Origin of the sequence: Klebsiella sp. BDA134-6, from assembly GCF_015601345.1 — a bacterium.
Lineage (GTDB): Bacteria > Pseudomonadota > Gammaproteobacteria > Enterobacterales > Enterobacteriaceae > Klebsiella > Klebsiella grimontii.
On sequence record NZ_CP064784.1, the window covers coordinates 5067247 to 5087864 of the forward strand.

The following is a 20618-nucleotide window of genomic DNA, read 5'->3' on the forward strand; positions in this document are numbered from 1 at the left end:
AGCGGGCCAGCCGCTGGCCCGCTTTCATCGGGAAAACAATGATGATACTTAACCGCATAAAGCTGGCGGTGGACCGCACGATCGCCGCATTCTCCGTCGCCGTTATGATTGCGCTGGTGGTCTGCGTCGTCTGGCAGGTGTTCAGCCGCTACGTGCTAAACCAGCCAAGCACCCTGACCGACGAGCTGGCGCGATTTTTGATGATCTGGGTCGGGCTGCTGGGTGCGGCATATACTGTCGGCGCCCAGCGTCATCTGGCGATCGATTTACTCGCCATGACGCTTCCTCCCCGCAAGCAAGCGCTGCTCAGCGTCATTATTAATCTGCTGATCTTTATTTTTGCCGGGTCAGTAATTGTAACCGGCGGCGTGAAGCTGATTGAAAAAACGCTGTCGACATCCCAGGTCTCGGCCGCGATGCAGATCCCCATGGGCTACGTGTATCTGATCCTGCCGCTAACCGGCATCATTATGATGTTTTACACGCTCTGTTTTATCAGCAACGGTCTGAAAAATATGAAAAACTATGAAGCGGGGGCAAATTGATGGACAGCTATATCGCACTGATGCTATTTGGCTCTTTCTTTATTCTGGTTTTTATTGGCGTCCCCATCTCCTTCTCCATTGGCATCGCGACCGTCGGCTCGATGCTGCTGATGTTCCCGTGGGATATTGCGGTGATTACCGTTTCTCAGCGCCTGGCGAACGGCCTCGACAACTTCGCCCTGCTGGCGATTCCATTCTTTATCTTTGCCGGCACCCTGATGAACAGCGGCGGGATTGCCATCCGCTTAATCAATCTGGCGCAGGTGATGGTCGGACGCGTGCCGGGATCGCTGGGCCACGTCAACGTGCTGGCAAATATGATGTTCGGCTCGATTTCAGGTTCGGCGGTCGCCGCGGCGGCGGCGGTAGGGGGAACGCTCAACCCCATTCAGACCCGGAAGGGCTACGACCCGGCGTTCTCCACGGCGGTTAACGTCTCATCATGCATCACGGGCCTGCTCATCCCGCCGTCAAACGTCCTGATCGTCTTCTCCCTGACGGCCGGGGGCGTCTCGGTTGCGTCGCTGTTTATGGCCGGTTATCTGCCGGGCATTCTGATGGGCCTGGCCATCATGGTGGTGTGCGCTTTTATCGCTAAACGTCGCGGTTATCCGGTTTCTGAACGTCCCACATGCGCCCAGGCAGCAAAAGCGTTTTTCGACGCCTTGCCCAGCCTGCTGCTGGTGATCATTGTGATGGGCGGGATCCTCGGCGGCATTTTTACCGCGACCGAAGCGTCGGCTATCGCCGTGGTTTACACCTTTATCCTGTCAGTGCTGATTTACCGGGAAGTGAAGTGGCGCGATCTGCCGAAGCTGATCCTTGAATCGGTGGTGATGACCTCCATCGTGCTATTGCTGATCGGCTTTTCCGTCGGCATGTCGTGGGCGATGACCAACGCCGATATACCCTACATGATAAGCGATGCGCTAATGGGGATTTCTGAAAACCCGGTGGTGATTCTGCTGCTGATAAATATCGTGCTGTTAATCGTCGGGATCTTTATGGATATGACCCCGGCGGTACTGATTTTCACGCCGATATTCCTGCCCATCGCGCAGGATTTGGGGATGGATCCGGTGCATTTCGGCATCATGATGGTCGCTAACCTGTGCATCGGTCTGCTGACGCCGCCGGTAGGCAGCGCGCTGTTTGTAGGCTGCTCTATTTCCGGCGTTAAAATTCAGCAGCTCATTAAACCGCTGCTGCCGTTCTACGCCGCCCTGCTGATCGCGCTGATGATGATTGTCTATATCCCGCAGATCTCGCTGTTTATTCCGCAGCTGCTGGGGCTGATGTGACCGACTGACCATAATCGCTACCTGCGCCCGCAGGTAGCGAATTAAAACTTACTTTAACGACCCCACCAGCGCTTTGCGGCTCTCCTCAAGGGAGACCACGCGGCCGCAGACGTCCTTACCAAACTGCTGGAAATCTGCCTCCTGGTTTTTCCATTCGTCCTGAATGGCCGTTTGCAGGCCGCCAAGGCTACCAAGGATCCCCTGCAGCGGGTTACCGCCGCCTTTGAGAACCGCCTTCGCGCCCATCTCGTTGATGCTGTCCTGCAGAATACCGCCCATCGCCTGGTTTACCAGCTGCTGGCCGTCGGCGCGCACCTGATCGATGGCTTTATAGTGGAACGTCAGCCCATCGTTGCGATGTTCAATAATACGGCCCATTTGCGCTTTCAGCTGCGCATCAAGCTTGGTCAGGCGGCTATGCATGCTGCTGCTGGCCCCCACCTGTTCGGTAATGATTTTATCCAGCGCGGCGCGGCCTTTTTCTACCCGCGTGCGGGCGCCTTCATCAATCCACGGCAGGCTGCTGCGCAGTCCAGCCTGATAGTCCTGCGCCTGCTCGCGCTGGGCGGCATTCAGCGCATAGGCTTTCCCGTTAAAGGTCAGATTGCCGTCCGGCTTAATCACCAGATCGCCGTTTTCGCCTTTCACCTGCACCTGCTGCGGGCTGAGGATGACATCGTCACGCGGCGTGACGCTACACTGGTAGTCCGCATGCGCGGACAAAGCGGTGACGGACAGCGCCACTGCCAACAGCGTTTTGCGCATCATTTAACTCCCTTCAGACAAAACGGGCCGGCAGTTGCCGACCCTTGTCAAACTTAGTCCCACCAGATATCAAAAAGTTCGCTGGTGCGTACATCGGCAAGCCCGCGATCTTCCAGCCATTTACGCACGATGGCCTGGTGTTCTTCGGTGCATTTGCCGATTTCCTGCAGGCAGATCAGCCCTTCCCAGGAAAGATAGCCGCTGCCATCAAAGGCCAGCTTATTAGGCTCAATCACTTCATCAATCAGATCGTTAACGGTCTGGTCGATCTGCTCTTCGCTGGTTCCTTCCGCGAAGCGCCACGCGACGGAGAAACCCACTTCCTGAAACTCGTCGATATGCATTTTTTTACGCAGACGACGGCTACGATTCGTTGCCATTATTTCACCCTCTCGAACATTAAGTCCCATACGCCGTGGCCAAGACGATGGCCACGCTGTTCAAATTTGGTTACCGGGCGCGATTCCGGGCGCGGCACATAGTCGTTGCTTTCAGACCGGTTACGATACCCTTCAAGCGAGGACATCACTTCCAGCATATGCTCGGCATATTGCTCCCAGTCGGTCGCCATATGGAAGACCCCCCCCAGCTTCAGTTTACTTTTCACCAGTTCGGCAAAAGGCGGCTGAACGATACGGCGCTTATTATGACGCGCTTTGTGCCACGGGTCAGGGAAAAACAGCTGCACCATGCTCAGGGAGTTATCCGGAATCATGGTATGCAGCACTTCCACCGCATCGTGGCACATGACGCGCAGGTTCTGCACGCCCTCTTCTTCGGCGGACGCCAGGCAGGCGCCGACGCCCGGCGAGTGCACTTCAATGCCGAGGAAATTCTGCTGCGGCTTCTCTTTCGCCATCGCCACCAGCGACGCCCCCATGCCAAAACCAATCTCCAGCGTGACCGGCGCTTCACGGCCAAACAGGGCGGCGAAATCGAGCGGCGCTTCGTTGAATTCAACGCCCATCACCGGCCAAATAGTGTCCAGCGCGTGCTGCTGACCTTTGGTCAGGCGGCCCTGACGACGGACGAAGCTGCGAATACGGCGCAGCGGGCGGCCGTTTTCATCGAATTCCGGAGATATGACGTCGTTTTTCATAAAAGTTAAGTCTGCTTGTGAGATGTGTTCGGAAAACGGGCATTATCCAAAGTTACCCGGCGGATGCAAGGGTTTACAGCCCCTCGCCCTTGTGCTGCAATCTGCCACCTTATAATCGCTTTCCCGGAGCCGTAGCTTTGACTTTTCTCGCCGCGCAATTTTCAGCCCAGGTGCTGGACTGGTACGACAAATACGGGCGCAAAACCCTGCCCTGGCAAATTGGCAAGACGCCTTACAAAGTATGGCTCTCCGAGGTGATGTTGCAACAAACGCAAGTGGCGACGGTTATCCCCTATTTTGAACGCTTTATGGCGCGTTTCCCAACAATTACCGATCTGGCGAACGCACCCCTCGATGAAGTCCTGCATCTTTGGACCGGACTTGGCTATTACGCCCGCGCGCGCAATCTGCATAAAGCGGCGCAGCAGGTGGCCACCCTGCACGGCGGAAAATTCCCGCAGACCTTCGATGAAGTCGCCGCACTGCCAGGCGTGGGCCGCTCCACCGCCGGCGCGATTTTGTCCCTTTCTCTCGGTCAGCATTATCCGATTCTCGACGGCAACGTGAAGCGCGTGCTCGCGCGCTGCTATGCTGTCAGCGGTTGGCCGGGGAAAAAAGAGGTTGAGAAACGCCTGTGGGAGATCGCCGAGGACGTCACGCCGGCCAAAGGCGTCGAGCGTTTTAACCAGGCCATGATGGACCTTGGAGCGATGGTATGCACCCGCTCAAAGCCGAAATGCGAGCTTTGTCCGCTGAATAACGGCTGCGTGGCCTACGCAAATCATTCATGGGCTCAATATCCAGGCAAAAAACCGAAACAGACGATCCCCGAGCGTACCGGCTATTTCCTGCTGATGCAGCACGGCGACAAGGTGTTTCTCTCCCAGCGCCCACCGGTGGGATTATGGGGGGGATTGTTCTGCTTCCCGCAGTTTGAAGATGAAGATACGCTGCGGGAGTGGCTGGCCCAGCGGCAGATCAAGGCTGAGAATCTGACGCAATTAACCGCGTTCCGCCACACTTTCAGCCATTTCCATCTGGATATTGTGCCGATGTGGCTTACAGTGCACTCATCCGGCGCATGCATGGATGAAGGGGGCGCACTCTGGTATAACTTAGCGCAGCCGCCGTCCGTCGGTCTGGCGGCCCCCGTGGAGCGCTTGTTGCAACAGTTAAAAGCCGGAGCACCGGTTTAGCTTTCTGGCGATTAAAGAGGATTAAGAATGAGCAGAACGATTTTTTGTACTTTCCTGCAGCGTGAAGCCGATGGCCAGGATTTTCAGCTGTATCCGGGCGAGCTGGGCAAACGCATCTATAACGAAATTTCCAAAGAAGCCTGGGCCCAATGGCAGCATAAGCAGACGATGCTGATAAACGAGAAAAAACTCAGCATGATGAACCCTGAGCATCGCAAACTGCTGGAGCAGGAGATGGTTCAGTTCCTGTTTGAAGGCAAAGACGTGCACATCGAAGGCTATACGCCGCCAGAAAAACAGTAAGGGCCTGACGGCCCTTTACAACAATAAACACAACACGCACTCCCGGAATGATGAAAAAATACTTAGCGCTAGCGCTGATTGCGCCTTTGCTCGTTTCGTGTTCCAGCTCAACCAAAAAAGGCGCCGAGTATAACGAGGCGTGGGTGAAGGACACCAACGGCTTTGATATCCTGATGGGCCAGTTCGCCCATAACATCGAGAACATTTGGGGTTATAACGAAGTTCTGCTCGCCGGGCCGAAGGACTACGTTAAATACACCGACCAGTATCAAACCCGCAGCCACATCAACTTTGATGCGGGGACGATTACCGTTGAAACTATCGCCGGTACCGACCCGGCCGGGCGCCTGCGCCAGGCGATTATTAAAACCCTGCTGATGGGCGATGACCCTAACTCCATCGACCTCTATTCTGACGTCGATGATATTCAGATTTCAAAAGAGCCGTTCCTGTATGGCCAGGTGGTGGATAACACCGGCGAGGCGATTCGCTGGGAGTGGCGCGCCTCGCGCTTCGCCGACTATCTGCTGCAAACACGCCTGAAAAGCCGCAGCAACGGCCCGCGCATGATCTACAGCATCACCATTAACCTGGTGCCGAACCACCTCGACAAACGCGCGCATAAGTACATTGGTATGGTCCGTCAGGCATCGCGCAAATACGGCGTTGATGAATCGCTGATCCTGGCGATTATGCAAACCGAATCCTCCTTTAACCCCTATGCGGTAAGTCACGCCGACGCCCTGGGGCTGATGCAGGTGGTGCAGCACAGCGCCGGGAAGGACGTGTTCCGTTCGCAGGGGAAATCAGGCCTACCGAGCCGCAGCTACCTGTTCGATCCGGTCAATAACATCGACACCGGCACCGCCTATCTGGCAATGCTTAACAACGTCTATCTGTCCGGTATCACCAACCCGACCTCGCGTCGCTATGCGGTCATCACCGCGTATAACGGCGGCGCGGGCAGCGTACTGCGGGTCTTCTCCAGCGATAAGGTTCAGGCGGCGAATATCATCAACAACATGACGCCGGGCGATGTTTATCAAACCATCACCAGCCGTCACCCCTCCGCCGAGTCGCGTCGTTATCTGTACAAGGTTAACTCTGCGCAGAAAGGCTATCGCCGCAGGTAATCTCCCTCCAGCGCCCTTGTTTCCTCAAGGGCGCCTTGCTTCTGCTATACACAATAGAGTTGCGCAACTGTTTTGCGATTTTCTGCGGCAGTTAACAAAAGCATCCGCCGCATAAATGATAGAATCCAACCAAAATAACGCTATAAATGTTATTTAAAACACAAAACAATTCTATATCCGTGAGGATCAAAACATGAATCTTAAGCTGCAGCTCAAAGTACTGTCGTTCCTGCAGTTCTGCCTCTGGGGAAGCTGGCTCACCACGCTCGGCTCGTATATGTTCGTCACCCTCAAGTTCGACGGTGCGGCCATCGGAGCGGTCTATAGTTCGCTCGGTATCGCCGCGGTATTTATGCCGACGCTGCTTGGTATCGTTGCCGATAAATGGATCAGCGCCAAATGGGTTTACGCCATTTGCCATCTGGTCGGCGCGCTGACGCTGTGGCTCGCCGCCCAGGTCACTACGCCGGGCGAGATGTTCCTCGTCATTCTGCTTAACTCGCTGGCCTATATGCCGACGCTGGGGCTGATTAACACCATTTCCTACTACCGTCTGCAGTCTGCGAACATGGATATCGTGACCGATTTTCCGCCGATTCGCATCTGGGGCACCATCGGTTTTATCCTCGCCATGTGGGGCGTCAGCTTCTCCGGATTTGAGCTAAGCCATATGCAGCTTTATATCGGCGCGGCGCTCTCCTTGCTGCTGGTGCTCTTCACCCTGACGCTGCCGCAAATTCCGGTGGCTAATCAGCAGAAAAACCAGAGCTGGACCGCCATGCTGGGCCTTGATGCCTTCGCGCTGTTTAAAAATAAACGTATGGCGATCTTCTTTATTTTCTCGATGATGCTGGGCGCCGAACTGCAAATCACCAATATGTTCGGCAACACCTTCCTGCACAGCTTTGATAAAGATCCGCTGTTCGCCAGCAGCTTTATCGTGCAGCACGCCTCGGTGATGATGTCGATTTCGCAGATCTCGGAAACCCTGTTCATCCTGACCATTCCGTTCTTCCTCAGCCGCTACGGCATCAAAAACGTGATGCTGATTAGTATTGTGGCGTGGATGCTGCGCTTCGGCCTGTTCGCTTACGGCGACCCGACCCCGTTCGGCACCGTGCTGCTGGTGCTGTCGATGATCGTTTATGGCTGCGCCTTCGACTTCTTCAACATCTCGGGTTCGGTGTTTGTGGAAAAAGAGGTTCGCCCGGAAATCCGCGCCAGCGCGCAGGGGATGTTCCTGATGATGACCAACGGCTTCGGCTGCATACTTGGCGGGATGGTAAGCGGTAAAGTGGTGGAGCACTTTACCGTCGAAGGGATCACCGACTGGCAAACCGTATGGCTGATTTTCGCCGGCTATTCGCTGGTTCTGGCTTTTGCCTTTGTAGCGCTGTTTAAGTACAAGCACGTCCGCGTACCAACCGGGGCGCAGACCGTCGCACATTAAATAATCGGCTTACCCCAGATTTATGAATAAAAAAACGCGCCCCGGTGTTATCAACGGGGCGCGTTTTTTATGCTTTCAGCACATAGCCATATAGCCGCTTAATGCCGTCAGGGTCCGTTTCGCTGTAGACCCCCTGGAGCTCCGGCGAGAAACCCGGCAGCATATTGACCCCCTCCTCCAGCGCCAGGAAATAGCGCAGCACCGCCCCGCCCCAGATCTCTCCGGGCACCACACACAGCACGCCCGGTGGATACGGCAGCGCGCCTTCCGCCGCAATCCGTCCTTCCGCTTCGCTTAAGCGCACCAGCTCAACGTTACCGCGAATAAACTCGCGGTTGGCGTCCTGCGGGTTCATCACCGCGCGCGGGAAGCTCCTCTTGCGGAACATCTCTTTTTGCAAATCCTTCACGTCAAAGCTGACGTACAGGTTATGCATCTCCTGGCACAGCTCGCGGATGGTGTAATCCCGATAGCGCACCGGATATTTATTAAAGATGGTCGGCAGAACGTCGGCCAGCGGGGTGTCGGATTCAATATGCTGCTCAAACTGGGCGAGCATCGCCACCAGCTGCGCCAGCTTCTCGGCGCTCTCTGCGGGCGTCAGGAGGAACAGAATGGAGTTCAGATCGCACTTCTCCGGCACGATGCCGTTTTCGCGCAGGTAGTGGGCCAGAATGGTCGCCGGGATACCAAAATCGGTATATTTCCCGCTCTCCGCATCGATCCCCGGCGTTGTCAGCAGCAGTTTACAGGGGTCAACGAAATACTGATCGCTGGCATAGCCTTCGAAGCCGTGCCAGCGCGCGCCCGGCTCAAAGCTAAAGAAGCGCCGTTCGCGGGCGATGGCTTCAGTGGGATGATCCTGCCACGGACGCCCCGCCACCACCGGTGGAATAAACGGCTGGATCATTTTGCAGTTGGCGATAATCGCCTTGCGCGCTTCAATACCCAGCGCCACGCACTCCGCCCACAGGCGGCGCCCGCTCTCTCCTTCATGAATTTTGGCATTCACGTCCAGAGCGGCGAACAGCGGATAAAACGGGCTGGTCGAGGCGTGCAGCATAAAGGCGTTGTTGAGCCGCTTATGCGGGCAAAAACGTTCCTGCCCGCGCAGGTGGTTATCTTTTTTATGGATCTGCGACGTTTGCGAAAAACCGGCCTGCTGTTTATGCACCGACTGCGTGACAAAAATGCCCGGATCGTCCGGCGTCAGGTCCAGCAGCAGCGGTGAACAGTCGGCCATCATCGGGATAAACTGCTCGTAGCCGACCCAGGCCGAGTCAAACAGGATGTAGTCGCACAGACCGCCGATTTTATCGACCACCTGGCGGGCGTTGTACACCGTCCCGTCATAAGTACCGAGCTGAATCACCGCCAGGCGGAACGGGCGCGGCGCATCGGCTTTTTCCGGCGCCGTCTCGCGTATCAGTTCACGCAGGTATTTCTCATCGAAGCAGCGATCGTCGATACCGCCAATAAAACCGAACGGATTGCGCGATGCTTCAAGATAGACCGGCGTTGCCCCGGCCTGAATCAGCGCGCCATGATGATTGGATTTATGGTTGTTACGGTCAAACAGCACCAGATCGCCGCGCGTCAGCAGCGCGTTGGTCACCACTTTGTTCGCCGCCGAGGTGCCGTTAAGGACAAAATAGGTTTTATCGGCGTTGAAGACCTTCGCCGCAAACTTCTGCGCGTGTTTGGCCGATCCTTCATGAATCAACAGATCGCCAAGCTTAACGTCGGCGTTGCACATGTCGGCGCGAAAGACGTTTTCGCCAAAGAAGTCAAAGAACTGCCGTCCCGCCGGATGCTTCTTAAAGAAGGCGCCGTGCTGATGGCCCGGGCACGCGAAGGTGCTGTTATCCATCTCAACGTATTGGGTCAGGGTATCGAAGAACGGCGGCAGCAGGTTCTCTTCATAGCCGCAGGCGGCGGCTTCCAGTTCGAGCCACTCCTGCTCTTTGCCGCTAACGATGGCCGTCACGCCTTCTGGTTTTTCGTGGTCAGCGTCACTGAACAGATAAACCGGCAGGTTGAACCCGGTGCGTTTCAGTAACGCAAGGATGCCGCTGCGGCTGTCCGCTACGGTAATGACGACTGCCGCCACATCGGTAAAATCGGTACTGTCCAGGGCCACCACGCGACGGTGGGTGGACAGGCGGGATACCAGCTCGCGGCTGGCGGCAATGTGCATTGATTTCATGAGCGCGAATACCCGTTTCCGGAGAGTAAAAGGCTTCGGCCAGGGCGTCTGGGCTCTGGCCAACGAAATGTCAGGGTCTGACTGGATCCCAGCTCCGACCGCCAGACATCAGTAAAAGCAGACCGCGTCCGATCTTACTGTTGTCCTGCAGTGAGCCTGCGTTACGCTCACCGCATGGCGGGCAGAAGTTGCAGTGTAAGGGTAGCAAGACGAGGCTGCCTGCGCATCTGTACGCAGCGGCACTGGTGATGTAGTGGCGATGTCGTCATCCCGGCGGCCTCATTCAGGAGAGGAGAAAATTCGCGCAATCATGTCACCTTTAAATCTACCGCGCAAGATGAATTACGTATGCAGCCACACCACGGATGCGCAAGCCTTTTTGCCCGATTGGCGTCATAATAATGCAGTCATTAGGGATAATTAACAGGAGTCATGTTGTGGTTACAGGGCCATTTATTAACGCCGGCGCGGTCCTTTTGGGCGGCGTACTCGGCGCACTCTTAAGTCAAAGATTGCCGGAACGGATTCGTACATCAATGACCTCTATTTTTGGCCTTGCGTCGTTGGGCATCGGCATTCTGCTGGTGATCAAATGCGCCAACCTGCCGGTGATGGTGCTTTCAACGCTGGTGGGCGCGCTGCTCGGCGAAGTGTGCAACATGGAGAAAGGCATTAATACGCTGGTCAGTAAGCTCCAGCAGCTGCTTTCGCCCAAAAAGGGGCAGAAAAAGGTCTCAGCGCATGAGTCCTATATTCAAAGCTACGTCGCGATAATCGTGCTGTTCTGCGCCAGCGGAACCGGGATTTTCGGCGCGATGCGCGAAGGAATGACCGGCGACGCCAGCATTCTTATCGCCAAAGCGTTTCTCGATTTCTTTACCGCCACCATCTTCGCCTGCACCCTGGGGCTGGCGGTCTCGGCCATTTGCGTACCGATGCTAGCCATCCAGCTGGCGCTGGCGGCCTGCGCATCGTTGATTATGCCGTTAACCACGCCGATGATGATGGCGGATTTCACCGCTGTCGGCGGGATGCTGCTGGTTGCCACCGGTTTGCGCATCTGCGGAATTAAAATGTTCGCCGTGGTTAATATGCTGCCGGCCCTGGTGCTGGCGATGCCGATTTCAGTGGCCTGGACGGCGTTTTTCGCCTGAAGATGCGTGCTTTTGACGCAATCTGGTGATAGATTGTTCAGTCTGCTGCGAAACAGATAAATTTCGTTGACGAGGTGCGGTGAATCAGGTTTAATGCGCCCCGTTGCCCGGATAGCTCAGTCGGTAGAGCAGGGGATTGAAAATCCCCGTGTCCTTGGTTCGATTCCGAGTCCGGGCACCACTATTTAAAGAACCCGCCCAAAAGGCGGGTTTTTGCTTTTCTGCGACCGGACTCTCCATCGAACTCCGTTCGATTATTCGCCGCACAGCGGCTCACCCCTTCGGGGCCAGCGCGACAAGCGCGCTGTTCAACGCCTGCGGCGTTAGTCCGAGTCCGGGCACCACTTATTCAGAGAACCCAGCCTATGGCTGGGTTTTTGCTTTTCTACGACCGGACTCTCCATCGAACTACGTTCGATTATTCGCCGCACAGCGGCTCACCCCTTCGGGGCCAGCGCGACAAGCGCGCTGTTCAACGCCTGCGGCGTTAGTCCGAGTCCGGGCACCACTTATTCAGAGAACCCAGCCTATGGCTGGGTTTTTGCTTTTCTACGACCGGACTCTCCATCGAACTGCATTCGATTATTCGCCGCTCGGCAGTCTTCATTTGCAAGATATTGGGTGGAAACTCGCTTATCAAAAGTTATACCCAAAACAACATGCTAAATCCGGTCAAAACGACGATACAGGCGATATTCAAAAACAGGCCGGCGCGCATCATCTCCTGCTGCTTGATATGGCCAGTGGCGAAAACGATAGCGTTTGGCGGCGTCGCCACGGGCAGCATAAAAGCGCATGAAGCCGCTATGGCAATCAATACCGACAGAATCACAGGCGACATGCCGAACGCTTCGGCCACTGAGGCAAATACGGGAATAAGCAAAGCGGCGCTGGCCGTATTACTGGCAAACTCGGTCAGAAACACCACGAATGCTGCAATCACCAGGATAATAATAAATATCCCCATATGAGCCACCATCCCGCTAATCTGGTTTGCCAGGAACAGACTGGTACCCGTCTCTTTCAACACATTACTTAAGCAGATACCGCCGCCGAATAATAACAGCACGCCCCAGTCAGCCGTTTTCTCTATATCCTTCCAGTGAACTACCCGAGCGAAATTGACTAATATAATGGCGCCTAAAGCCACAATGGTATCGAAGGATTTAAAACCGCCCAGCAGATCGTTAATGGGTCCGCTGAAAATCCAGAAGAATACGGTAAGGCCAAAAATAGCCAGGGTGACTATTTTGCCTTTATCCCAATCGACCTGTTCACTATTCGTTTCGAAGGTCCCCTTAAGTTCCGGCCTGAACACGAGGTAAAGAATCGCAATAGCGACTGGCAGTAAGACGATCATTGCCGGGAAACCGAACTTCATCCAGTCAAAGAAGGAGAGCCCCACCTCAGCGGCGGCAATCGCATTCGGTGGACTGCCGACGATGGTCGCCATTCCGCCAATGCTGGCGCTATAGGCAATACCGAGGAGCACAAACACATAGGTTGAATGGCGGTTTTTGCCATCGACTTTACTCAGGATCCCCAATACCAGCGGCATCATCATTGCGGCCGTCGCCGTATTACTGATCCACATTGACAGCAGCGCCGTCACGCCAAATAGCATAAAGACCGCGAGGCGCATTTTGCCCCTCGCCATCGCTAATACTTTATCGGCAATGACTTTATCCAGCCCCTGCACATGCATCGCCGCCGCCAGAGCAAAGCCGCCGAGGAAAAGGAATATCGTAGAGTTAGCGAAACTGTTTAGCGCCGCCTGGGTATTAAATACCCCCAACAGCACGGCCATAACGGGAACCATTATTGCCGTAACGGTCACGTGCAGCGCTTCCGTTAACCATAATACGGCGATAAAAGCGAGCATACTCAGTCCCATGACCACCTTCGGCTCATAGGGTAGCGTGTTGTAGAGAACGATAAACAGAACAATATCGAGCAAAATGATGATGCTGTTACGATTAAAAAACCACTCGTGGGTATTGGTGGGTAAAGGACTCATGTCGTTTTTATTCATAGTAGCTTCCTTGTAACTGGTTACGACTGAATCATTACATGTATATGTCTATCAGGTATAAATTATGTTCCTGTTCTGTTAACTGGATCGTACCAGACAATTTCCCGGCTGAATGACACCCAGGTCAGGATATTTCCGGAAAGAGGTTCCTGATATAGACGATTTATTGAAGCGAGCAGGCCGACTTTATTAGCTTTAATTTCCTGCACCTGAATTTAGATCGTTGGCTACTTTGCCGGTATACGCGGCATTGATAGTTTCACCAACACCTAAACTAACCCCAGAGATCCATCGAATATTTTCGGCAATCTATTTCTGAAATAGAGATAAAGCAGCGCGTAAAAACGGATAATTCGGTGAAAAACCGGGCAAAAGCGCGCTATTCTGGAAATCAACACGCCCAGGCGGCTAACAACCTTTCCCTCCGGACGGCTAAAAAGCATCTTATATTCCTTTTTGCTCTTAGCGGCAGACAAAAGTTCTTTAAAATGCCAATTTTGCAGCCCTACCATTCAAATCATCTCGATACGAATGGGCAAAATGTTATGTCAGTTTTTCATTCCGTTAGCGACCTGATTGGTCATACTCCCCTGCTGCAGCTTCATAAGCTGGATACCGGCCCCTGCGGCCTGTTTCTAAAACTGGAAAATCAAAATCCCGGCGGTTCGATAAAAGACCGCGTCGCGCTATCCATGATTGCCCAGGCAGAGCGCGAAGGAAAATTAAAACCCGGCGGCACGATTATCGAAGCCACCGCCGGCAATACAGGCCTCGGGCTGGCGCTGATCGCCGCGCAGAAAAATTATCGCCTGATCCTGGTGGTGCCGGACAAAATGAGCCGTGAGAAGATTTTCCACCTGCGCGCGCTGGGAGCGCAGGTGCAGCTTACCCGCTCGGACGTTAACAAAGGCCATCCCGCCTACTATCAGGACTACGCCCGGCGTCTTGCCGACGAAACGCCAGGCGCCTTTTATATCGACCAGTTTAATAACGAAGCTAACCCGCTGGCGCATGCCACCACCACCGCCCCGGAGATCTTCCAGCAGCTGGAAGGCGATATCGACGCGATTGTCGTCGGCGTCGGCTCCGGCGGAACGCTCGGAGGGCTACAGGCCTGGTTTGCTGAGCACTCCCCCAAAACGGAATTTATCCTCGCCGACCCGGCGGGCTCCATTCTGGCGGACCAGGTCGAAACCGGACGCTACGGCGAAACCGGCTCGTGGCTGGTGGAAGGGATCGGCGAAGACTTTATTCCGCCGCTGGCCCATCTTGAAGGCGTCCGCAGCGCATACCGCGTCACCGATAGCGAAGCTTTCGCCACCGCCCGCCAGCTGCTGCAGGTTGAGGGCATTCTCGCGGGCTCCTCTACCGGAACGCTGCTCACCGCTGCCCTGCGCTACTGCCGGGCGCAGACAACCCCGAAACGCGTGGTGACCTTCGCCTGCGACAGCGGCAATAAATATTTATCAAAGATGTTTAACGATGACTGGATGCGCCAGCAGGGCTTTTTAAGCCGTCCATCGCGCGGCGATCTCAGCGATTTTATCGCCCTGCGCCACGACGAAGGGGCAACCGTCACCGCCGCGCCGGACGATACCCTGGCGGCCATCCTCGCGCGTATGCGCCTCTACGACATCTCGCAGCTGCCGGTGCTGGAAAACGGCCGGGTCGTCGGCATTGTCGACGAATGGGATCTGATTAGCCACGTCCAGGGCGACAGTCAGCGCTTTTCACTGCCGGTCAGGGAAGCAATGACGCGTAACGTGGAGACTCTGGATAAGCACGCGCCGGAAAGCGCGCTGAAGGCCATTTTCGATCGCGGCCTGGTGGCCGTTATCGCCGACAACGATCGTTTTCTTGGCCTCATTACCCGCAGCGATGTGCTGACCACCTGGCGTAACCGACTCGAACAGTAAGGACTTCTCAATGACAAATTTGCATACCCTGAGCGTACATAGCGGCGCATTTACCGATGAACACGGCGCGGTGATGCCGCCTATTTATGCCACCTCCACCTTTGCTCAGCCCGCGCCGGGCCAGCATACCGGGTACGAATATTCGCGCAGCGGCAACCCGACCCGTCACGCGCTGGAGACGGCGATTGCCGACCTGGAAAGCGGCACGCGCGGTTACGCCTTTGCTTCCGGTCTGGCGGCCATCTCAACCGTGCTGGAACTGCTGGATAAAGACAGTCACCTGGTCGCCGTCGACGATGTCTACGGCGGCACATACCGGCTGATTGAAAACGTTCGCCGCCGCAGCGCCGGCCTGCGGGTAAGCTGGGTGAAGCCCGACGATCTGGCGGCCATCGAAGCAGCTATTCGGCCCGATACGCGCATGATCTGGGTTGAAACGCCGACCAACCCGCTGCTTAAGCTGGCCGACCTCAGCGCCATCGCCGCCATTGCGCGGCGGCACAATATTATCAGCGTTACCGACAACACCTTCGCCTCGCCGGCCATCCATCGTCCGCTGGAGCTGGGCTTTGATATCGTGGTGCATTCGGCGACCAAGTATCTTAACGGCCACTCCGATGTGGTCGCCGGGCTGGCGGTGGTCGGCGACAACGCCGCGCTGGCGGAAAAGCTGGGCTATCTACAAAACGCGGTTGGCGGCGTGCTCGATCCGTTCAGCAGTTTCCTGACGCTGCGCGGTATTCGTACCCTGGCGCTGCGTATGGAGCGCCACAGCAGCAATGCGCTGCTGCTTGCCGAGTGGCTGGAGCAGCAGCCGCAGGTCGAAAGAGTCTGGTTCCCGTGGCTGGCTTCGCATCCGCATCATCAGCTGGCGCGCAGGCAAATGGCGCTTCCCGGCGGGATGATCTCCGTGGTGGTCAAAGGCGATGATGGCTACGCCGAACGGATCATCCGTAAGCTGAAGCTGTTTACCCTCGCGGAGAGCCTCGGCGGCGTGGAAAGCCTGGTGAGCCAGCCGTTTAGCATGACCCACGCGTCGATCCCGCTGGAGCAGCGGTTAGCCAACGGCATTACTCCTCAGCTGATTCGTCTGTCGGTAGGCATTGAAGATCCGCAGGATCTGATCGCCGACTGGCGCCACGCGCTGCGCGACTAAGCAGATTGCCCGGCGGCGGCTAACGCTTTGCCGGGCCGACAAGCCCCCCATCACATCAGGCCCGCCGCCCGGCAGAGACTTAAGCACTCTGCCCGTTGTGGCGCTGCCCCTGCAAAAGATGCTCAACAAACCGCGTCAGCTTCGGCAGCGGCCGAAGATCCTGCCGCCAGAGTAAATGAACCGGCCTCGGCTGCGGGGTATACGCCTCCAGCACGCGCACCAGTTTGCCGCACTCGAGCGCATCCGCCAGCAGCACTTCCGGCTGCAGCAGCAGTCCAGCTCCGGCGATCGCCGCCGTTCGCAGGGCATAGCCATCATTGCAGCGCAGGACGGCATCGCGCTTCCAGCGGACGCCCTCCTCGGCGCCCGGCAGCTTCCACTCATTGCGCGCGGTCCACACCGTATGCGACAAACAGAGGTGATCGGCCAGGTCCGCAGGCGTCATCGGGGTACCGTAGCGGGCTAAATACCCGGGCGCGGCGCAGATCGTCATCCGGTAGGGCGCGAGATACTTTGCTACCAGATCGTTATTGCGGATCTCGCCGATGCGGATCGCCAAATCGATACCTTCATCCACCAGATCGACCATCCGGTTAGTCAGATCCAGCTCCACGCGCACGTCGGGCCAGGCCTGGAGAAAAGTGGCGGCCAGCGGAGCAATGACGCAGGCGCCAAACGACGTTGGCGCGCTTACCCGCAGCGTCCCCGCGGGCGCGATCCGCAGCCTCTCCACCGCGCTCTCGGCGATTGAAACCTGTTCAAGGACGCGTTTCGCCTCGTCAAAATAGACCCGCCCGGCGTCGGTGAGGCTCTGGCGGCGGGTATTGCGCTCAAGAAGACGGGTATTAAGCTGCCGTTCGATCAGCGCGATATATTTCCCGACCATCACCGCCGACATATCGAGGCGCGATGCGGCTTCGGTAAAGCTTCCGCACTCCACCACCGCAATAAAGGTCTCCATCGCCCGCAGCTTATCCATATTACAAACTCCTGGTTAGTAATCATTTAACTTTTAGCCAGTTTATCCGATATTTGTTTTATTAAAGAATAGCCTCTCATCCGAGAGAGGAATCTGCTATGAAAATCATCGTTATTGGCGCCAGCGGTACCGTTGGCCGCGCGGTTGCGCAAGAGTTAAGTCAGCGTCATGAGGTTATTCACGTCGGCCGCACTCAGGGCGACTATCAGGTGGATATCACCTCACAGCAAAGCGTAGAGAACCTGTTTGAGAAAATCGGTCGGGTAGACGCGATTGTTTCCGCCACTGGTAATCTGTTCTTTGGTCCGCTGGCGACCATGACCGATGACGATTTCAACCAGGGCTTACAGGATAAACTACTGGGGCAGATTCGCCTGGCGTTGACCGGCCAGCATTATCTGAACGACGGCGGATCTATTACGCTGATTAGCGGGATCGTCGCCCATGAGCCCATCGCTCAGGGCGTCAATGCCACCACCGTCAATGCTGGGCTGGAAGGATTCGTTCGCGCCGCCGCCTGCGAACTACCGCGCGGAATACGCATTAACCTGATTAGCCCGACCGTATTAACGGAATCGGCGGCAGCCTACGACGGTTTCTTCCCCGGTTTTGCCAGCGTTCCCGCCGCCAGCGTGGCTCAGGCCTACCGCCGCAGCGTGGAAGGCATCCAGAGCGGACGGATCTATAAGGTCGGCTACTAACCGGTACCGCTGCGGGCCGGAATCCCCCTTCCAGCCCGCAGCGGCGCTTACATCCTGTTTCATCAACGGCTACACTGCTCCTTCAATTTGCCTTTTTGAATGACTCATGTTGAAGAAACTTGCTTTTATCGCCCCGCTTTTGACGCTTATCGCCCTGCTTATCTGGTGGTTCACGCCCCGCTACGCCGAAGAGGATGTCGCGTACTACCGCTCCGTCTTCTGCGTTATCGACCATCAGGACAGCCGCGCGTTTCTCCGCGATATGGAAAATATGATTGAAGGCGGCAATTCGGATTATGCGCTGCATAAGACCCATTACGTGCCCGCTCTGGGCCAACGGATGCTGGACACCTGGCAGCAGCTCACGCCGGAAGAGCAGAAAAGTATCAGCCAGGACCAGCAGCGCTGTCGCCAGCTGATGAGTGAAAAGTAGCGCCCGGATTAAGGGGGATTACTGCGCAAAATGACTCGCTGACAATAATAGAAAATAACATTCCGCTGCGACGAGCGGAATGTTAAACATAAACATGGCGAATGAATAACAGTATTTAGCGCGCGCAAAAGTTATATTTAATCGATAGCCTGACGTTATTATCATCCTATTTATTTAAAAAATTTCGTTTCAGAAATAATTTCGTCACAATCCCCTCTTATATTTTCAAGCCTTAATAAACAAAGAATTATAACCAATAATTATCGAGGCTTATGTTGATTCGCTATATTCCCGTTTCGCTCTCTCTGGTCGCCGCTGCCGTTTCCTGCGTGCTCTACGCTGCGCCGATAAATACGCCCGTGCTCGCTACGATGGATAATTTCCGCGATATTGCTGGCACGACGACTGTTTATACCACCAGCCGCGACGGCACCCTGCGCACAGGCGTTTTTTATCGTTCCAATGCCCTGGCATTATCCTCCGCGGACCAGTCGACGCTGAGCACGCTCGGTATCAGCGATGTTTATGATTTGCGCACGGCCAGCGAAATCGCCAGCAGCCCGGACGTGATGCCCGACGGGGCGAGGTATACCCATATTGATATCATCGGCAATACCGCTTCGGGCAGCAACATCACCTCAATAACGTTCAGTAGCGCCGCGGAAGCCAAAGCAATGATGCAGCAGACTAACGTCGCCTTCGTCAGCGATGCCGGGATGCGCGCCCGGTTCACCACGCTATTTAACGATCTGGCCAGCGCCGAAGGCGCAGCGCTGTTCCATTGTACCGCGGGCAAGGACCGCACCGGCTGGACCGCCGCGATGCTGCTGAGCATTGCCGGCGTCGATGAGGGGACCATTATGGAAAACTACCTCGCCACCAACGATTATACCCGCCAGCGCGTTGAAGCGACCCTGGCGATGATGCCCCCCGCCATGGCGGCGATTTACGAGCCGCTGCTGGGCGTTGACGCCAGCTATCTTCAGGCCGGGCTGGATGAAATCAGCCGCGAGTACGGATCGGTTGATAACTATCTGAAGCAGGGCCTGGGGCTGTCGCAGGAGACGCTCTACGTCCTGCGCGGCAAAATGGTGCAGTACGGCCAGCTGCCGGGGCAAAGCGAACTGCGGGGGAATGCGGCGCAGGGCGCAGCGCTGCTTAACGCCCTGCAAAATAGCGGGCTAGCGGGCCGCTACACCGACTATAACTATTATCTGCAATCGGCCATTGATGCCGGAACCCTCGGCGGCGTGGAGACTCAGGTCGGCGGGCAGATCTACGCGGACGCCGCCAGCTACCTGCTGCGCAGCGGATCGCGATTAGACAGGGCGTTAACGCCGAATATTGATAGCCGTCAGCTGCGGGATGGGGAAGGAAAACTGTGGTTGACCGGGCTTAGCGGCTATCTTGGCACCGATGGTTCCGCCCGCGCCGCCAGCAGTAATGAGCATACCACCGGCTCGCTGCTGGGCTATACCTGGCGGTTTAACGCGCAGCTTAGCGGCTACGGCACTCTGGGATATAGCTGGGGCTCGCTGGGCAGCGCCAGCGCCGATGCGGATGCCAACACCACTCTGCTGGGGTTTGGCGGTCGCTATGCTTTTGAGGATCTAAATCGTGGTTTATTTGCCGCCGCCGATCTTAACGCAGGCTGGATCGATTATAGCAGTACGCGCCGGCTGAATAGCGGGCTGGGTACGGCCACCGGCGATACCCATGGCCAGCTGGTTGGCGGCACGCTGCGCCTCGGCTACGTGAGTCCACTCGATTTTGCCAGCGTTGAGTACGCCATCGGTACCCGCCTGACCCACCTGCGGATGGACGCTTTCCGCGAAAGCGGCAGCGAGCTGGCGCTCAACGTCGACCGCGTCAGTGAAAATAACGCCAGCGGTATTGCCAATGTGAGTATCGCATTTCATTCGCAAAACGGCGGCGGCTGGCGCTTCACGCCGGCGATAAATATCGGCTATGAACATAGTTTCAGCGGCCCTTCGGTACGCACTCAGGGCCAGGTTTATCACTATGAAGTCGTACAGAACGCGGCCTTCGATAGCCGTGACATGGTCAACGCTGGCGCCAGTTTGAGCATCACGCGCGGTGCGCTGAGCCTGAACCTTGGCGGCCAGGCTGATGTCGCCAGCGGCGGCGACAGCCACGGCTACAGCGGCAACCTTAGCGTGGGCTACGCCTTTTAAACATCTACAGCGGGCCGCCGCCGCTGGCGGCTCGTTCTTAGCCACGTAATTGTA

At 56.2% G+C, this 20618-nt stretch carries 18 protein-coding genes and 1 tRNA gene; 13 read left to right on the plus strand and 6 right to left on the minus strand.

The window, feature by feature from the left end; translation table 11 throughout:
- Positions 1-41 precede the first annotated feature (41 nt).
- Both IYV58_RS23420 and IYV58_RS23425 read left to right on the plus strand, forming a co-directional pair.
- Positions 42-545 (plus strand): TRAP transporter small permease, encoded by a 504-nt coding sequence (locus tag IYV58_RS23420; protein ID WP_049113283.1) that lies wholly within the window; start codon positions 42-44, stop codon positions 543-545.
- Positions 545-1846, plus strand: a complete 1302-nt coding sequence (locus tag IYV58_RS23425; protein WP_004125184.1) for a TRAP transporter large permease — start codon at positions 545-547, stop codon at positions 1844-1846. The genes IYV58_RS23420 and IYV58_RS23425 overlap by 1 nt, the downstream gene beginning before the upstream one ends.
- Positions 1847-1894: 48 nt before the next feature.
- Here IYV58_RS23425 and IYV58_RS23430 read toward each other — a convergent pair whose 3' ends face one another.
- From IYV58_RS23430 to trmB, 3 genes are read right to left on the minus strand one after another with little or no spacing between them, the layout of a single operon-like run.
- Complete coding sequence (locus IYV58_RS23430) at positions 1895-2614, minus strand: YggN family protein (protein WP_024358653.1); 720 nt, start codon at positions 2612-2614, stop codon at positions 1895-1897.
- 50 nt (positions 2615-2664) lie between these two features.
- Positions 2665-2991 carry a YggL family protein gene (locus tag IYV58_RS23435; RefSeq protein ID WP_004105731.1) on the minus strand — a complete coding sequence of 109 codons (327 nt, stop codon included), beginning with the start codon at positions 2989-2991 and terminating at the stop codon, positions 2665-2667.
- Entirely contained in the window at positions 2991-3710 is a 720-nt protein-coding gene (trmB, locus tag IYV58_RS23440; protein WP_004125186.1) for a tRNA (guanosine(46)-N7)-methyltransferase TrmB, read from the minus strand. The genes IYV58_RS23435 and trmB overlap by 1 nt, the downstream gene beginning before the upstream one ends.
- 137 nt (positions 3711-3847) lie before the next feature.
- Between trmB and mutY the strand changes: the two genes are divergently transcribed.
- The 4 genes from mutY to IYV58_RS23460 all read left to right on the plus strand — a co-directional run bounded on the left by mutY (position 3848) and on the right by IYV58_RS23460 (position 7792).
- The gene (gene mutY / locus IYV58_RS23445) at positions 3848-4906 is read left to right on the plus strand and encodes an A/G-specific adenine glycosylase (protein WP_004125187.1); all 1059 of its coding nucleotides are present in this window, start codon (positions 3848-3850) and stop codon (positions 4904-4906) included.
- 27 nt (positions 4907-4933) lie between these two features.
- Positions 4934-5209, plus strand: a complete 276-nt coding sequence (locus IYV58_RS23450) for an oxidative damage protection protein (protein WP_004105744.1) — start codon at positions 4934-4936, stop codon at positions 5207-5209.
- A gap of 50 nt (positions 5210-5259) precedes the next feature.
- A complete protein-coding gene (gene mltC, locus IYV58_RS23455; protein WP_004135825.1) occupies positions 5260-6342 on the plus strand; it encodes a membrane-bound lytic murein transglycosylase MltC in 1083 nt (360 codons plus the stop codon).
- Positions 6343-6535: 193 nt separating this feature from the next.
- The gene (locus tag IYV58_RS23460; protein WP_195729292.1) at positions 6536-7792 is read left to right on the plus strand and encodes a nucleoside permease; all 1257 of its coding nucleotides are present in this window, start codon (positions 6536-6538) and stop codon (positions 7790-7792) included.
- A 67-nt stretch (positions 7793-7859) separates the two neighbouring features.
- On the opposite strand, the gene IYV58_RS23465 is transcribed toward IYV58_RS23460, so the two are convergent.
- Positions 7860-9998 (minus strand): ornithine decarboxylase, encoded by a 2139-nt coding sequence (locus IYV58_RS23465; RefSeq protein WP_014226846.1) that lies wholly within the window; start codon positions 9996-9998, stop codon positions 7860-7862.
- 437 nt (positions 9999-10435) lie between these two features.
- Between IYV58_RS23465 and IYV58_RS23470 the strand changes: the two genes are divergently transcribed.
- Positions 10436-11152, plus strand: coding sequence for a DUF554 domain-containing protein (locus tag IYV58_RS23470; RefSeq protein WP_004135818.1), 717 nt, complete (start codon positions 10436-10438; stop codon positions 11150-11152).
- Positions 11153-11257: 105 nt separating this feature from the next.
- Positions 11258-11333: transfer RNA gene (locus tag IYV58_RS23475), tRNA-Phe, on the plus strand.
- A gap of 462 nt (positions 11334-11795) precedes the next feature.
- Here IYV58_RS23475 and IYV58_RS23480 read toward each other — a convergent pair.
- Complete coding sequence (locus IYV58_RS23480; RefSeq protein WP_123828766.1) at positions 11796-13184, minus strand: SLC13 family permease; 1389 nt, start codon at positions 13182-13184, stop codon at positions 11796-11798.
- A gap of 545 nt (positions 13185-13729) precedes the next feature.
- Here IYV58_RS23480 and IYV58_RS23485 point away from each other — a divergent pair.
- Both IYV58_RS23485 and IYV58_RS23490 read left to right on the plus strand, forming a co-directional pair.
- Positions 13730-15100, plus strand: coding sequence for a pyridoxal-phosphate dependent enzyme (locus tag IYV58_RS23485; protein WP_064397229.1), 1371 nt, complete (start codon positions 13730-13732; stop codon positions 15098-15100).
- A 10-nt stretch (positions 15101-15110) separates the two neighbouring features.
- Positions 15111-16256, plus strand: a complete 1146-nt coding sequence (locus tag IYV58_RS23490; RefSeq protein ID WP_049112486.1) for a trans-sulfuration enzyme family protein — start codon at positions 15111-15113, stop codon at positions 16254-16256.
- A 79-nt stretch (positions 16257-16335) separates the two neighbouring features.
- On the opposite strand, the gene IYV58_RS23495 is transcribed toward IYV58_RS23490, so the two are convergent.
- A complete protein-coding gene (locus tag IYV58_RS23495) occupies positions 16336-17235 on the minus strand; it encodes a LysR family transcriptional regulator (RefSeq protein ID WP_004125213.1) in 900 nt (299 codons plus the stop codon).
- Between the two features lie 98 nt (positions 17236-17333).
- Here IYV58_RS23495 and IYV58_RS23500 point away from each other — a divergent pair, with 98 nt between their 5' ends.
- From IYV58_RS23500 to IYV58_RS23510, 3 genes are all read left to right on the plus strand, one after another.
- On the plus strand, positions 17334-17936 hold the full coding sequence (locus IYV58_RS23500; RefSeq protein WP_004125214.1) for a short chain dehydrogenase: 603 nt from the start codon (positions 17334-17336) through the stop codon (positions 17934-17936).
- A gap of 106 nt (positions 17937-18042) precedes the next feature.
- Positions 18043-18369 (plus strand): hypothetical protein, encoded by a 327-nt coding sequence (locus IYV58_RS23505; protein WP_004125215.1) that lies wholly within the window; start codon positions 18043-18045, stop codon positions 18367-18369.
- 272 nt (positions 18370-18641) lie between these two features.
- Positions 18642-20564 (plus strand): tyrosine-protein phosphatase, encoded by a 1923-nt coding sequence (locus IYV58_RS23510; protein ID WP_227631560.1) that lies wholly within the window; start codon positions 18642-18644, stop codon positions 20562-20564.
- Positions 20565-20618: the final 54 nt, after the last annotated feature.